The sequence below is a fragment of the Halobaculum rarum genome (genome assembly GCF_040025155.1).
GTDB classification, from domain to species: domain Archaea; phylum Halobacteriota; class Halobacteria; order Halobacteriales; family Haloferacaceae; genus Halobaculum; species Halobaculum rarum.
The window spans coordinates 1,397,676-1,412,745 of record NZ_CP157275.1 but is presented as its reverse complement, the minus strand read 5'-3'; the positions used below and the strand labels follow the sequence as shown (position 1 = coordinate 1,412,745).

Genomic DNA, 15,070 nt, shown 5'->3' with positions numbered 1-15,070 from the left:
ACGGCCTACGACTCGCGTCTGTAGAGCACGACGAGGACGACGATGAGAGCCACCTGCACGACCTTGTCCGCGATCCCGGTCGCCCCGAAGTCGGGGGCGTTCGCGACGTACCACAGCGGGATCTGCCCGGCGGTGAACGGGATCCCGAGCACGTAGAACAGGCGGCGACGGTAGTTGAACAGCACCGCCGCCACGCCGCCGAGAAAGCCGACTCCCGCGATCAGGAACGCGACGGCCATCCCGGTCTCCGAACTGAACGCGTACGCGAGCCACAGGTGGATGGCGCCGGTGATCGCCGCGAGCGCGACCCCGAGCCAGTGTAGCCCGGTCATCGTCTCCGTGTGGAGGGCGAACCCCTCGGACGCCGTTTCGGTGCTCATACCTGTACCGAGGGCGGGAATCGTGTTAAAAACTCTCACGGATCTGGCCACGCGGTACTCCCCTTCTGGAACGAGGGTGAACGGCTTACTCGGGCTTGAGTCCGCCGTCCTGCACGCGCATCACGGCCTCGCCGTCCGCCAGGTTCGGGGCGTCCACGAGTCGCACGATCCGCTTGTCGCCCTTCGACTTGCGGAGGTAGATCCGGAACGTCGAGGTGTGGCCGAGGATGTTGCCGCCGATCGGCTGGGTCGGGTCGCCGAAGTACGAGTCGGGGTTGGAGGCGACCTGGTTCGTGACGAGCACGACGCAGTTGTAGAGGTCGCCGATGCGCATCAGGTCGTGGAGGTGCTTGTTGAGCTTCTGTTGGCGCTCGGCGAGTTCGCCCCGGCCGACGTACTCGGCGCGGAAGTGGGCGGTGAGCGAGTCGACGGTGAGCATCCGGACGGGCCAGTCGGTGTCCTCGGCCTCGCTGGCGAGTTCTTTCGCCTTCTCGGCCAGCAGGATCTGGTGGTTGGAGTTGAACGCCTTCGCGACGTGGATGTGGTCGAGGAAATCTTCGACCAGCGTGCGCATGTCGTCGTCGTTGCCGGGCGATCCCTCGATCTCGCGGCGCTCGAACTCGCGCTCGATGATCTCGTCGTCCAGCCCGCGGACCATGTCGTCGATCCGCTCGGGCCGGAACGTGTCCTCGGAGTCGACGAAGATGGCCGATCCCTCCAGTCCGCCGTCGTCGCGGGAGAGCTGGACGTTCACGGCCATCTGGTGGGTCACCTGCGACTTGCCGGCGCCGAACTCGCCGTACACCTCGGTGATCGACTGCGTCTCCATCCCGCCGCCCAGGAGGTCGTCGACCTCGTCGATCTGCCACGAGAGCTTGCCGATCTCCTCGCGTCGTTCGAGCACCTGCGCGCCGGACTCGAAGCCGCCGACGTCGGCCGCCTCGCGGGCGCCCTGGATGATGTCGTTCGCCGTCGAGTCGCCGATGTCGGCCGTGTTGCCCAGTTCGGCGGGGCTCGCGACCGCGATGCTCTGATAGCTGTCGAAGCCTGCGTCGACAAGTTTGTCTGCGGTCGCGGGGCCGACGCCGGGGAGTTCTTGGAGATCGTCTTCTGCCATCGTATCTCCTCCTTGCTCGGCTCCCCCCATAAACCCTCGTTAACACCAAAGTGAAAGTGAAATCGCGGTACGTGAACCACTCACTCACGATCGGTGTGCGAAGATTCAGAAGGGATGGGGCGGTCGTCGACGGGGCCGCGTTCGGCGTAACTGTCGTGTTCGCGGGATCTAGCCCCAGGGGTGGCCGTTCGGGCTGTCCGGCCACAGGGGGTACCAGTATTCCTTGTCGGATTCGACGCCGAGCTCCCCGTCCAGCACCGACTCCAGCTTGAACTCGGTCTTGTTGTCCCGACTGCTGGTCCCCGTCGGCGCGAACGGGTAGTACGCGCCGCGGCGGAACGAGTAGATCCAGTAGGCGTGGCGGTCGGGGTCACGCTCGTCGGCGAAGCCGAACACCGCCGCCAGCAGCCGCGAGCCGTACCCCCGCTCGACGAACTCGTCGGCCGCGAAGTGGACGGTTGTGACGAGGTCCTCGGGATCGTCGTCGGTGAGGACGACCCAGTGGTAGCCGTGGTCGTCCTCGCGGCGGCGGAACGTCGTCCCCGTCTCCTCGGCGCCGGCGTCGAGGATCGCCTCCACGGAGTCGACGGTGTCGGCGAAGTCGGTGGAGTCGACCGACGAGAAGCACAGCGCCGCCTCGTCGACCGACCGGAAGCCGAGATCCGCCTCCATCGTGACGTAGGCGGTGCTCATGCCGAACAGGTCCTCGGGGTCGGCGTCGCTGACGGCGTCGGCCTCCGCGCGCGAGCCGAGCACGGATCTGAGTGTGTCGAGAATCCCCATTGGCGCTGTCGGTACTCCGTGGGGAGCCGTGTTCAAGCCGTCGCTCGCGCGGGCGGTCGCTCCTGGGTCGACACCGTCACATCGCCGGCGTCGTCAGTTCCCCTGGATCGCGTCGATCACCATCGCGGCGGCGACGACCGCCTCCTTCGGCACGCCGCCGGCGTCGTCGATGGTGATCTCGTAGGTGTCCGCCAGGGAGAACTTCCCCGCGATCGTGCCGACGTGGGCGCCGTTCGCGTCGGTGATCTCGTAACGGTGCGGGATCCAGTGACCGAACGGGAGGACGTTCCGTGCGACCGTCGCCATGGCGCCGCGGGAGTCGATCCTCGCGAGTGCCGCCTCCGTGTCGGCGTCGCGGATCGTCCACGTGTCCTGGAGGATCGAGTAGTCGTTGTCGAGGATCACCAGATCCTCGCCGGTCCGGGAGTCGGTGAGGACGTAGTTGCCGGCGACGTCGAGCATCCCCGCCGCCTTCACCGAGAACACCTCGGTTCCGTCGGCGTCGACGAACGGGAACTGCTCTTTCAGCTTCAGCATCTTCTGTTTTCCGCGCAACACGACGTTCCCCGCCGAGTCCTCCGCTCGGTACTTGTTGCGCACGAGGCTCTGGACGACGGTGTAGGTGTCGTCGGTGAGTTCGATCCCGGAGATGTCGTACGTGCGGTCGCTCATACGGTCCCTTCCGCGGAACCGTATTTCAAGCTTCACACCGGCGGGACGGGTCGTCCGGCGAGGACCGTTCAGGAGTCGGAGGGTGAGGCCCCGCTCAGGCGGTCTCGAACTCGCGTTCCAGGTCCTGGAGCCGCTCGACGCGCTTCTCGGTGCTCGGGTGCGTCGAGAACAGCTTCCCGACGAACCCGGACCTGATCGGGATGACGAAGAAGGCGTTCATCTCCGCGGTGTCGCGGAGGTCCTCCTTCGGGACGCGGTCCATGCCGCTGTCGATGGTGACCAGCGCGGAGGCGAGCGCGCCCGGCTTCCCCGTGATCGCCGCGCCGCCGCGGTCGGCCGCGAACTCGCGATAGCGCGACAGCAGGCGGATGAGCATGAACGAGATCACCCACACGACCAGCGAGACGACGATGGCGACGATGACCGGCGCCTGGTTGCCGCCGCCGCGGTCGCCCCCGCCGCCGAAGAGCCAGCCCCAGCGCACGACGATGAACGCCAGCGTCGAGAGGAACGACGCGATGGTCATCACCATCACGTCGCGGTTCTTGACGTGCGCCAGCTCGTGGGCGAGCACCCCCTCCAGCTCCTCGTCGTCGAGCGTGCGAAGCAGTCCGGTCGTCACGCAGACGGTCGAGTTCTTCTGTGAGCGCCCGGCGGCGAAGGCGTTCGGGACGCGCGTGTCCGCGACCGCGACCGTCGGCTTCGGGAGGTCCGCCTGTTGGGAGAGGCGGGTGATCTTCCGGTGCAGTTCCGGATACTCCTGTTCGGACACCTCCTTCGCGCCCATCGAGTACAGCGCGAGCTTGTCGCTGAAGAAGAACTGTCCCAGCGAGAAGAGGCCCATCACGACGACCATCCAGAACAACCCCGCGAACTCCGACAACACCGCGATGAACACGATGTAGAGGGCGAACAGCAGGAACCCTGTCAGGACCATCCGGCCCCGCAGGCCCCAGTCTGTCTTCCATTCCATACCCCGTAGTATCGGACCCATGGTTTAAACGCTGTCGCGGACCGGCAGGGATCGACCGGACTTATGGGTCGATGGCGGGAGTGCGTGCGTGTGGTCGAGGCACTCCTGGCCGTCGGCGTGGTCGTCGCGGTGTTCGTCGGCTTCAACATCGGCGGCTCGTCGACGGGCGTCTCGTTCGGCCCCGCGGTCGGCAGCGGCACGCTCTCGAAGACGGCCGCGGCGGCGCTCATGTCCGCGTTCGCGCTCGCCGGCGGGTGGACGGTCGGTCGCAACGTCATCGACACGATGGGCGGGGAGATCGTCCCGTCGTCGGCGTTCACGCTCGCTGCGAGCGTCGGCGTGCTCTTCTTCGTCGGGCTGGCGCTGCTGATCTCCAACACGTTCGGCGTCCCCGCCTCGACGTCGATGACGGCCGTCGGCGCCATCGCGGGCCTCGGCGCGGCGACGGGGACGCTCAACGCCGATGTCATGTTGCGGATCGTCGGCTGGTGGCTCGTCGCCCCCGTCGTCGCCTTCTGGATCTGCGCGGTCGTCGGTCGGTACTTCTATCCGCATCTCGACGCCGCCTTCGCGCTCGACCGGTCGACCGGCGGCGTCGTCGCGTTCGACGGCGTGCGACCCACGATCGCGCCCGGCGCGACCGGCCGGGAGGTCGTCGGCACGGCCGGCGTGGTCGTCATCGCCTGCTACATGGCGTTCTCGGCGGGGGCCTCCAACGTCGCCAACGCGGTCGCGCCGCTGGTGGGCAACGGCTCGGTGACGGCGAGCCAGGGCGTGGTGCTCGCGAGCGCGGCGATCGCCGTCGGCGCGTTCACCATCGCCCGCCGGACGCTCGATACCGTCGGAAACGACCTCACCGACCTCCCGCTGTTGGCGGCGCTCATCGTCGAGGTGGTCGCGGCGAGCCTCATCACGTTCCTCTCGGCGATCGGGATCCCGGCGTCGCTGGCCGTCTCGGCGACGATGTCGATCGTGGGGCTCGGTTGGGGGCGGGCGACCCGGACGACGACACTCGGCGACGCCGTCAGCGGCGCGGTCGGCGGCACGATCGGCGGCGACCGAGAGCAGGTGGACGCGCAGCGCCCCGAGGTGTCCGTCGACGCGCTCGCGGCCGACCGCCCCGACGCCGCCGACGGCGTCCCGCGGATGGGCGAGGAACACGGGGGCGAACTGCTCGCCGAGGACCTGTTCGACCCCGGTACGACCGGTCGCGTCGTCTCGTTTTGGATCTTCACGCCCACGGTCTCGTTTATCTGCTCGTACGCGCTGTTCGCGGTCGTTCCCCTGTGATTCGCCTTTCGATGACTCGCCTTCTCGTGACCCGTTTTTCCCGTGACTGGGCTCGGTGTCGGGTCGCTGTGCTCCTCCGACGTGGCGAGACTCGGCCGATCGTGTCGGCGGGGTCCTCTCAGATCCGCAGAGCGGTTGTTTTGGCCGGCCTAAAGCCGTCTGACGCGGTTGTGCTCTACGAGATAGCAACAACTAATGGTGCGGCCGGCGAATTACGGAACGAGATGCCCACGGTCGAATACCTTAACTACGAAGTACTTGACGACAACGGCTGGGAGATGGACGACGACGACCTCTTCGACAACGCGGCCGACGCCGGGTTGGACGGGGAGGACTACGGTGAACTCGAGGTCAATCAGGGCGAATACATCCTCGAGGCCGCCGAGGCGCAGGGCTACGACTGGCCCTTCTCGTGCCGCGCCGGCGCGTGTGCGAACTGTGCGGCCATCGTGCGGGAGGGCGAGATCAGCATGGACATGCAGCAGATCCTCTCGGACGAGGAAGTCGAGGAGAAGAACGTCCGCCTGACCTGCATCGGCTCGCCGGAGACCGACGAGGTCCGGATCGTCTACAACGCGAAGCACCTCGACTACCTCCAGAACCGCGTCATCTGAGGCTCGAGTGCCCGCGTACGGGCACGCGGCGACGCGTTCGCGACATGCAACCTCCTTCGTTTTTTTCGACAGTCCAGTCTCGAGTACGTCACCGATCCGTACGCCGGACGGACGGACACGTCGGAGATCGATCGTACTCCGTTCCCGGAGGGACCCGCGCTATCCCGGCCCGAGTTCCCTCGCCAGCCGTAAGTGCGTGGTGAGGGGGAGGTGAACCGCGTGAGTCGCCGGAACGCCGGTCGGACCGGCCGTTCGAACGGCACAGAGACCGCCGTCGCGCTCCCGAAGCGCGATCGGCGGTCCGGAACTGAATACGATCGGTTGTCCCGGTACTGGAGCCGGTAGCGGAGGGCTCGGACGCCGCCCCAGGCGTCGCGGATCCATTCTCCACGTGACTGGCTCACACGTATCTCCACGACCCCGACGTTTCGACAGTGGAGCGGCCGACTGCGTGCTCGGAGCCTGGTGTGCCGGTAGGCCGAACGAAGCCGGCGGTAGGATCTGGTAATCGGGGCTCCCGACGTCGAACGTCGACCTAGGGCCGATCGGGCGACCCTACCCGACACCACCGTGTCGTCAGGATTCCATAACAAAGAGTCGGGCCCGCCACCAGAATATCTGCGATGAGACACACTCGAACGGCCGGAAAGCGGCGGGACGTACCTGAGAACACCGACTCGATCACACTTCGGACGCGTCGACGGGGATCGGCGGCCGCCGTCGAGTCGGCGTCCGAGGGAGTGGGATCAGACGACCCCGGCCGACAGGTCGTCTCGCGGCGGACTGCGCTGAAGACGCTCGGCGCGGTCGGCGTTCTCGCGACGGGCGCGAGCGGGACCGCGCTCGGCCAAGAGGGATCGCGCGGAACCCAGCAGCAGGACGGCCAAGAGGGATCGGGCGGAACCCAGCAGCAGGACTCCGTCGCGGACGCACGCGCGGCGACGGTTCGGCTGGATGTCACCGGCGACTTCAACTTTCCCGACATCGGTCAGGTGGACGTCCGCAGCGGCGGCGGGTCGGGGTTCCTCATTTCTCCCGACGGCGTCGTGCTGACGGCGAACCACGTCGTGAACGGCGCGGACAGCATCACGGCGTACGTCGGCGAGGACCGACAGCGGGCATACCGCGCCCGCGTCATCGGCCGCTCGGACTGCTCCGATCTCGCGGTCGTGCAGCTCCAAGGCGCCGGGTTCTCGACGCTCTCGTTCCGGAACGAGCCGGTCGCACCTGGGACTCCCGTCACCGCCCACGGGTTCCCCCTGGGGTTGCCGCTGTCGACGACGTTCGGACGGATCTCGGCGACGGGTCTCGACGGGAACACCGATTGGGCGTCCGTCTCGACCGTGCTGAGCCACTCCGCAGGTATCGCGCCCGGCAGCTCCGGCGGGCCGCTCGTCGACGATCAGGGGCAGGTGGTGGGCATGAACTACGCCGGCAGTTCCCTGTACAACGTGAACCTGGCGGTCGGGGCCGCGGATATCGTCGCGGAACTCGACACGCTCCGACAGGCCGACGCCCCCGACTGGTTCGGGATCAACGGCGTCGCCGTCGAGACGCCGACGCCGATGACCGCTGGCGGCGTCGACCGGGCGATCCACGTGGTCTCGGTGAACAACGACTCGCCGGCGTTCGACGTCGGGCTCGAGCCGGGCGACCGCATCCTCCGGATCAACGGTACGCTGGCGGTCACCCCGGCCTCGGACGAGCAGTTCCCGACGAAGAGCGCCTACTGTTCGCTCATGTTCAGCAATGCGGCCGGGCGGTTTACGATCCAGGTGCACCGCGAGCAGATCGACGGAAGCAGCGTCGTCCTGGAGGGCCGCGTCCGGGGCGAGCCGCTGTCGGTCGTCGAGGGACAGGCGCCCGGCGGCGCGTACACCTTCGTGCCGGTGTCGAACGCCGCGGGGACGATCAGCGCGGAGCTGCCGACCGAGTGGACGGACGTCCGCGACGGCGACCTGGCGGACGGCCCGTTCCTGGCGGCTTCGCCCGACGTGGACGGGTTCACTCAGACGTGGACGGTGCCGGGGGCGTTCATCGTGGCCACCGACAGGCGTGGAACTGACACGAACGCGGTGCTCGAGGGGCTGTCGACGAACGTCTGCGGGACGCCGTCGCGGAGCGACTACACCAACGCCCAATTCGCCGGGAGCGTCGAGCGCCTCGAGGGCTGTCCCGAGGGCGCATCCCTGGTGAACTTCGCGGCGCTCACCGGCGACCGGTCGTTCATGGTGTACGGGCAAGTCCAACTCGTCGACGACCGAGACGAGGAGGCGCTCTCGCGGCTCCTCGGGTCGCTATCGGTGCAGGGATTTCCGGGGACCGGCGGTGACGGTGGCGGTAACGGCGGCGACGGCGGCGGTGGTGGCGGCCGCGGCGGTAACGGTGGCGGCGACGGCGGCGACGGAGACGGTTCCCCCGCCTCGCTCGCCGAGTGGCTCCCCGGCCGCTGACCCGTTCTCCCCGTCCCCCCGTCCGTCCGTGCCGCTTTCACGAGCGAGATCCGGACGGCAACGCCTAACTACCCGGCCGCGTGCGACCCCGTATGACCGTGCTCGGCGTCGCCACCGCGGCCGACCTCCTCCGGCTCCTCGTCCTCCCGGGGTTCGCGTGGGCCGCCTACCGCGACATCCGGACCCGCCGCGTCGCGAGTTCCCTCTGGCTCCCGCTGCTCGCGATCGGCGCGCTCGCGCTCGTCGTGGAGGGGGCCGGCGCGTACCCGTTCGACGGCTACGCCGGCCGGGTGTTCCTCGTCCGGGTCGGGTTCTCGATCCTCTTTTTGATCCCCTTCTCGGTACTCGCCTATCGGCTGGCCGCCTTCGGCGGCGCCGACATGAAAGCGCTCGTCGTGCTCGCGGTCGCGTTCCCGACCACCCCCGGATACGTCGTCCCGCTGTCGATCCTGCCGGACGTGACGTGGCTTCACACCGTCGGCTTCCCCGTTCACCCCTCGGCGCTGGGCGTCACGGCGATGTCGGCGCTGACGAACGCGGTGCTGTTCGGCGCCGGCTACGTCGCCCTGCTGTTCGTGTCGAACGTCGCCGCCGGCCGGATCTCGTCGGCGATGTTCGTCGGCCGCTGGACCGCGGTCGAGGACCTCCCGGACGTGCACGGCCAACTCATCCGCGCCGATGGGCTCCGCCCGCAGCGGGGCCTCGACCTCGACGCGCTCCGGATGTACCTCCGGTGGCGCGGCACCACGCTCGCGGCCGTCCGTGCGGATCCCGAGACACACCGCGATCCGGCGTCAGTCGGCGAGAGGCACCCGCCGACCGACGGCGCGGTCCATGACGGACCCCGGACGGACGGGGGCGTCGACGACGGCGGGTTCGAGTTCCCCGAGTCGGACGCGACGGCCGATGACGCCGCCGGCGACCCGAACGCCGATGCCGGAGTCGACGCGGACGCCGCCGCCGGCGACGTCGACGACCCGTGGGCCGCCGAGCGGTTCCTCGACGACATCGAGGGAACTGCCTACGGCACGACGCCCGATACGCTCCGTGAGGGGCTGGACCGCGTCGCCGCCGAGGAGGCGCTGTGGGTGTCTCCCGGGCTCCCGTTCCTCGTGCCGCTGTTCGGGGGGCTCGTGCTCGCGTTGACGTACGGCGACGTGCTCACGGTCGCGCTCGGGGCGCTCGGGCTGGTCTGACCTCGCCGAGACTCCTCTGTCCCCGACCCGCCGCGGGGCCGAGGTCGCGCCCGCCACGCACAAGACCTATTCGCCGCAGCCCCGACGTTCGGATCGATGAGTGATCCCACGCCCGATGCCGAACCCGACGACCGGATCGCGGTCGACTTCGGAGACGACGGGCTCATCCCCGCCGTCGCGCAGGACGCGGACTCCGGCGAGGTGTTGATGCTCGCGTATGTGAACCAGGAGGCGCTCGCCCGCACGCGCGAGACCGGCCGTGCACACTACTACTCCCGTTCCCGGGACGAACTGTGGGAGAAAGGCGCCACCAGCGGACACACCCAAGAGATCCGTGAGATCCGCGTCGACTGTGACGCCGACACCCTCCTGTATCTGGTCGACCAGACCGGCGGCGCGTGTCACACCGGGCACCGCTCGTGTTTCCACCGCACGGTCGACGGCGAGCACGTCGGCGAGCGCGTGTTCGACCCCGACGCGGTGTACGAGTAACGGATGGCACGCGACGCCGACGCGGCCCCCAAGCCGAACGCGACCTCCGAGCCGAACGCGACGCCGGACCCGCTCCCGGACGCCGAGCGCGACGCGGCCGCGCTCGCAGCGACGCTCCGTGAGGCGCGTGAGCGCCGTGCCGACGCCGAGGCGGCCGTCGAGGAACACGGCGAGTCGACGCTTTCGACCGTCCGCGACGCGGTTCAGCGCGCCGACCGCCTGCTGGACCGGTACGTCGACTCGGCGACCGGGACGGGCGACTTCCAGGCGTACGTCGAGTTCCAGGGCGAGTTCGCGGCCGTCGTCGAGGGCCTCGACGAGGACGTCCCCGGACACGACGCGTTCGAACGCGCCAACGAGGCCGTCGACGGCCGCCGGCTCTCGGAGTCGGACTTCCAGCGCGCCCGCGAGGCGCTTTCGCCCGCCCGCGATCTCGCCGGACGGCTGGCCGAGCGCGAGGCCGCCGAGACCGCAGTCCACGACGCCGAACGCGACGCCACACGTCGACTCGACGCGCTGGACGACCGCATCGCGGAGCTGGAGCGGCTCGTCGAGTTGGGGGAGGCGGACCTGACCGCCCCCACCGAGGAGCTTCGCGAGCCGATCGCCGCCTACAACGACGCCGTCCGCGACGCGTTCGACGACTTCCGTCGGGAGGCGCCCGCCCGCGAGCTGCTGGCGTTCGTCGCGGACGCGGCGGAGACGCCGTTCGTCGACTACGCCGCGCCGCCGCCGGAGCTGCTCGCGTTCCTCGACTCGTCGCCCGCGGACGGCGCGGCGCTTCCGGACCTCCTCGAGTACGCCGACTACTCCGCCTCCAAGCTCGACCACTACGTCGACGACTCGGGGACGTTCACGGCGCGGGTTCGACCGCACCGGACGTACCTCGAACGGCTGTCCGCGGCGCCGCTCACGGTCGACTGGCCGCCGCTGGCCGCCGAGACGCTCCGGTTCCAGCGCGAGGAGCTCGTCTCGGTCGTCGCCAAGTTCGCGCCCGAGGAGACCGTCGCCCGCGCCCGCGAGCTGCGCGAGGCCGCCGACCACCCCGACTACGAGCGGCTCCGCCGCGCCGCCGAGGCGGAGGCGGAGCTGTCGGACGCGGAGTTCGAGCGGGTCGCCTCGGGCGAGGCGGCCGCCGAGCTGGCCGAGGCGCGTGAGCGACGCGAACTGCTGACGGACGCGCTTGCGGACGCGGACTCGTAACCGCGATCGTTCACAGTGGTCGGTTACAGCGGCCGCGCGTACACCGCCGTCGGGTACGACTCCTCGCCTACTTCGAAGGCCGAAGCGCCGACCCGCTCGAACCCGCGCGCCTCGTAGAACTCCCGGGCAGCGCGGTTCTCGGTGAACGTCTCGAGAGCCAGCCGCGAGCACGCGTCGGGGACGCGCTCGACCGCGGCCTCCAGCAGCGCCGAGCCGACGCCCGCGCCCTGCGCGTCGGGGTCGACGTAGATCGCCCGGATCTCGGCGTCGTCGCGCTCGCAGAACGCCTTCCGTTCGTCGTCCCACACCGCGTCGCCGAAGCCGACGACCGCGCCCGGCTGTCGGTCGACGGCGACGAGGAACGCCCGACCGTCGGCGGTCGCGCGGTCGTACCGCTCCTGGAGCCCGACGCCGTCGGGGACCGCCATCGCGTCCAGTCGCTCGTCGGGGAGGATATCGGCGTACGCGTCGCGCCAGGCGGCGCGGTTGACGGCCATGGCCGCACGGAACTCGGTCGGGGAGGCGACGGGCCGCACCTCGATGTCCATGTGCGGGTCTCGGGGTCGACAGGAGGAAAGGATTCGGGGGTGTGCGGCCGAGAGAGGATGGGTGGTCGAGGAACGGGCGACCGATGGGCTCGCGACCGGAGGGCGAGGGTCGGTCGGCTACCCCACGACGTCGGCCTTCGCGTCCTCCAGCGCCTCGCGCACGTCCCGCACCAGCGTGGCCGCGCGGTCGGCGTCGGCGGACTCGGCGTACACACGCACCTTGGGTTCGGTCCCGGAGGGGCGCACGAGCACCCAGGCGTCGCCGTAGTCGAGGCGGTACCCGTCCTTCGTGTCGGGCTCGGCGTCGGCGGCGTCGGCGTACGCCTCGGCGGCCGCGAGCATCGCGTCCAACTCCGCGTCGGTGTCGTACGTGAGGTTCTCGCGGACGTTCGTGTAGTCGGCGTACGGCGCGATGATCTCGCTGACGGCGGCATCGCGCTCGGCGAGCAGTTCGAGGAACTTCGCGGCGATGAACCCGCCGTCGCGCACCAGCCGGTAATCGGGGAAGAAGACCCCGCCGTTGCCCTCGCCGGCGATGGGGACGGACTCGCCCTCGCGCCACAGTTCCTTGATCCGGGTGATGATGTTGGTCGAGCCGATGGGGGTGAGTTCGAGGTTCGCGTCGGCGGCCTCGCACACGTCCACGAGGCGCTGGGAGACGTTCACCGCGGCGACGGTCGTGTCGCCCTCGCCCAGATCGCGGGCGGCAAGCGCCGCCAGCGAGGCGTCACCCTCGACGTACGAGCCGGTCTCGTCGAAGAAGATGGCGCGGTCGGCGTCGCCGTCGTGGGCGATCCCCACGTCGGCGTCGGTCGCGCGCACGAGCCGCCCGAGGTCGTCGAGGTTCGCCTCGACGGGCTCGGGGTCGCGGCCGGGGAAGTGGCCGTCCGGCTGGGCGTTCACCGTGACGACCGCACAGCCGAGTTCGCGGAAGAACTCGGGCGAGGTGAGCGCGCCGGCGCCGTGGCCGGGGTCGAGCGCGACCGTGAGGTCGGCGGCGGCGACGGCGTCGCGGTCGATCGCGTCGAGCATCTCCGCGACGTAGTCGTCGTTGGCGTCGGGAATGCGGCGGGAGTCGCCCATCCGGTCCCACGACACCGTCGTCGGCTCCTCCGCGAGGAGGCGGTCCTCGACGAGCTCGAGCCGGTTCACCGGGAGCTCGATCCCGTCGTCGCCGACGAGCTTGACGCCGTTGAACTCCGGGGGGTTGTGCGACGCGGTGATCATCACGCCGGGCACCGATTCGACCTCGCAGTAGCGCACCAGGCTCGGCGTGGGGACGACCCCGACTCGCTCCACGTCGACCCCGGCTGCGGTGACGCCGGCGGCGGCGGCGTCGGCGAACGTCCGCCCCGAGGTACGGGTGTCGCGGCCGAGGGCGACGCGCTCGGCGTCCCACGTCGCCGCCGCGGCCGCGGCCACCCGGGAGACGAACTCCGGGGTGAACTCCTCGCCGACGACCCCGCGGGTGCCGCTCGATCCGAAGACCTTCATTCGGTTCGTGGCTCCGACGGCCGTCGGGATAGTGGTTCCGAACCGGCGCGTGGCGCTCTCGCCCCGATCTGCCGACACGGACGGCGACACACGGTGGTCTGTGACACGCCCACCGACAGCGGGATTTACGACCCTCGCCGGGAAACCCATGCGTATGATTCACGCGACCGGTCCGCTGCTGTCGGTCGACCTCGGCGCCCGCGAGACGACTGAGGAGGACATCGACGACGTGCTCGGCGAGTTCGCCGGGGGTCGCGGCGTCGCGACGAAACTGGCGTTCGACCGCGTCCCGTTCGACGTCGACCCGCTCGGCCCGGAGAACCGCGTCTACCTCGCGACCGGCCCCCTCCAGCACTCGCAAATGAGCTTCACCGGCCGGATGAACATGACGAGCGTCTCGCCGTTGACCGACGGCGTCGCCTCCTCGAACGCCGGCGGCTTCCTCTCGCGGAACTTCACCGGGACGGGGTACGCCGCCGTCGAGCTCCGCGGCGTCAGTGACGTTCCCCTGGCGGTCCACGTCCGCGACGACGGCGTCGAGTTCGAGGAGGTTCCCGACCTCGCGGGCGCGGAGGTGCCCGCGGTGACCGAGTGGGCCGAGGACACGCACGATCTGGAGGCCGAGCATCTCGCGTGTATCGGTCCCGCCGGCGAGAACCTGGTCCGCTACGCGTGCGTGTTGACCAGCGAGACGCGCGCGTTCGGGCGGACCGGGATGGGCGCGGTGCTGGGAAGCAAGAACGTGAAGGTGCTCACCTTCGACGGCGACAGCGAGGCGGACGTGGAGATCGACCCGATCGGGACGGAGATCCACCGCGAGGCGGCCACGTCGGACCACGTGATGAAGCGGCAGGGTACCACCAGCGTCACCGAGTACGCCAACGAGGTGGAGGCGCTGCCGACCGACTACTTCTCGGCGCTGTCGTTCGACGGCGTCGAGGGGATCGGCGGCGACGCGGTCGAATCGAAGAAGTACAAGAAGGGCACCTGCTCGCAGTGCGCGTTCGCGTGCAAGCTCCCGACGAGAGACGAGGAATCCGGCGTCGAGACGGAGGGGCCGGAGTTCGAGACGGTGATGGCGTGGGGGTCGAACCAGCTCGTCGACGACGTGGTCGAGGTGATGAAGGCCAACGAGCTGTGCGACCGCCTCGGCGTCGACACCATCTCCGCGGGCGACACGATGGCCGCCTACCTGAAGAGCGAGGACGACCTCGCGAACCCCGAGCGCGCCCGCGAGGCGCTCCGGAAGGCCGCCTACCGCGAGGGCGAGGTCGGCGACCTGCTCGCTGAGGGCGTCCACCGCGCCGCCCCCGAGCTGGGCGTCGAGGACTGGTCGGTGAAGGGGCTGGAGTTCGCCGCTCACGACGGTCGGACGCTGAACGGGCAGGGCCTCTCCTTTGCCACCTCGAACCGCGGCGCCGACCACATGTACGCCAGCTTCTACCCGAAGGAGTACCCGCTCGTCGACAAGGAGCAGGCCGTCGACAAGCGCGGACTCGACGGGAAGGCGCCGATGGTCGCCGCCGCGGAGAACCACAACGCGGTCCTCGATTCGGCGGTCGCCTGCAAGTTCAGTCGCGACTTCATGACCGAGGAGCGGCTCGGTTCCCTGCTGGAGGCCGACTACGACGACCTGCTGGAGGTGGGCGCGCGGGTGGTCGAACTGGAGCGGGCGTTCAACAACCGCCGCGGCTTCGACCGCGCGGACGACGCGCTCCCGTACGACATCGAGGGCTTCGATGCGGCGCTGGACGAGTACTACGAGGCGCGCGGCTGGCGCGAGGACGGCGTCGTTCCGGGACTCGGCGAGGCGGACACGGACGTGGGCGCCGCGAGCGCCGACGACTGAGGCGCG

The 15,070-nt window shown here is 69.8% G+C and carries 14 protein-coding genes; 7 read left to right on the top strand and 7 right to left on the bottom strand.

Annotated elements, in window-relative coordinates; translation table 11 throughout:
• Positions 1 to 5: 5 nt before the first annotated feature.
• From ABJD39_RS07460 to htpX, 5 genes are all read right to left on the bottom strand, one after another.
• On the bottom strand, positions 6 to 380 hold the full coding sequence (locus ABJD39_RS07460; RefSeq protein ID WP_348613558.1) for a DUF7475 family protein: 375 nt from the start codon (positions 378 to 380) through the stop codon (positions 6 to 8).
• A gap of 85 nt (positions 381 to 465) precedes the next feature.
• Entirely contained in the window at positions 466 to 1,497 is a 1,032-nt protein-coding gene (radA, locus tag ABJD39_RS07455) for a DNA repair and recombination protein RadA (RefSeq protein ID WP_348613557.1), read from the bottom strand.
• 168 nt (positions 1,498 to 1,665) lie between these two features.
• Positions 1,666 to 2,280: a PspA-associated protein PspAB gene (gene pspAB / locus ABJD39_RS07450; protein WP_348613556.1), complete on the bottom strand. Its 615-nt coding sequence runs from the start codon at positions 2,278 to 2,280 to the stop codon at positions 1,666 to 1,668.
• A gap of 93 nt (positions 2,281 to 2,373) precedes the next feature.
• Complete coding sequence (locus tag ABJD39_RS07445; RefSeq protein WP_348613555.1) at positions 2,374 to 2,952, bottom strand: LURP-one-related/scramblase family protein; 579 nt, start codon at positions 2,950 to 2,952, stop codon at positions 2,374 to 2,376.
• A 94-nt stretch (positions 2,953 to 3,046) separates the two neighbouring features.
• Positions 3,047 to 3,925, bottom strand: coding sequence for a zinc metalloprotease HtpX (gene htpX / locus ABJD39_RS07440; RefSeq protein ID WP_348613554.1), 879 nt, complete (start codon positions 3,923 to 3,925; stop codon positions 3,047 to 3,049).
• A gap of 90 nt (positions 3,926 to 4,015) precedes the next feature.
• Here htpX and ABJD39_RS07435 point away from each other — a divergent pair, with 90 nt between their 5' ends.
• The 6 genes from ABJD39_RS07435 to ABJD39_RS07410 all read left to right on the top strand — a co-directional run bounded on the left by ABJD39_RS07435 (position 4,016) and on the right by ABJD39_RS07410 (position 11,173).
• Complete coding sequence (locus tag ABJD39_RS07435; RefSeq protein ID WP_348613553.1) at positions 4,016 to 5,215, top strand: inorganic phosphate transporter; 1,200 nt, start codon at positions 4,016 to 4,018, stop codon at positions 5,213 to 5,215.
• A 224-nt stretch (positions 5,216 to 5,439) separates the two neighbouring features.
• Positions 5,440 to 5,829 carry a ferredoxin Fer gene (fer, locus tag ABJD39_RS07430; RefSeq protein WP_348613552.1) on the top strand — a complete coding sequence of 130 codons (390 nt, stop codon included), beginning with the start codon at positions 5,440 to 5,442 and terminating at the stop codon, positions 5,827 to 5,829.
• Between the two features lie 740 nt (positions 5,830 to 6,569).
• Entirely contained in the window at positions 6,570 to 8,282 is a 1,713-nt protein-coding gene (locus ABJD39_RS07425) for a trypsin-like peptidase domain-containing protein (RefSeq protein WP_348613551.1), read from the top strand.
• A gap of 92 nt (positions 8,283 to 8,374) precedes the next feature.
• Positions 8,375 to 9,478 carry an A24 family peptidase gene (locus ABJD39_RS07420; RefSeq protein ID WP_348613550.1) on the top strand — a complete coding sequence of 368 codons (1,104 nt, stop codon included), beginning with the start codon at positions 8,375 to 8,377 and terminating at the stop codon, positions 9,476 to 9,478.
• A 96-nt stretch (positions 9,479 to 9,574) separates the two neighbouring features.
• Positions 9,575 to 9,970, top strand: coding sequence for a phosphoribosyl-AMP cyclohydrolase (hisI, locus tag ABJD39_RS07415; protein ID WP_348613549.1), 396 nt, complete (start codon positions 9,575 to 9,577; stop codon positions 9,968 to 9,970).
• A 3-nt stretch (positions 9,971 to 9,973) separates the two neighbouring features.
• The gene (locus tag ABJD39_RS07410) at positions 9,974 to 11,173 is read left to right on the top strand and encodes a DUF7118 family protein (protein WP_348613548.1); all 1,200 of its coding nucleotides are present in this window, start codon (positions 9,974 to 9,976) and stop codon (positions 11,171 to 11,173) included.
• A gap of 23 nt (positions 11,174 to 11,196) precedes the next feature.
• Here the strand turns inward: ABJD39_RS07410 and ABJD39_RS07405 are convergent, their stop codons facing one another.
• Positions 11,197 to 11,721: a GNAT family N-acetyltransferase gene (locus ABJD39_RS07405; protein WP_348613547.1), complete on the bottom strand. Its 525-nt coding sequence runs from the start codon at positions 11,719 to 11,721 to the stop codon at positions 11,197 to 11,199.
• A gap of 117 nt (positions 11,722 to 11,838) precedes the next feature.
• Entirely contained in the window at positions 11,839 to 13,215 is a 1,377-nt protein-coding gene (gene glmM, locus ABJD39_RS07400) for a phosphoglucosamine mutase (protein ID WP_348613546.1), read from the bottom strand.
• 154 nt (positions 13,216 to 13,369) lie between these two features.
• Between glmM and ABJD39_RS07395 the strand changes: the two genes are divergently transcribed.
• A complete protein-coding gene (locus ABJD39_RS07395; RefSeq protein WP_348613545.1) occupies positions 13,370 to 15,064 on the top strand; it encodes an aldehyde ferredoxin oxidoreductase family protein in 1,695 nt (564 codons plus the stop codon).
• Positions 15,065 to 15,070: the final 6 nt, after the last annotated feature.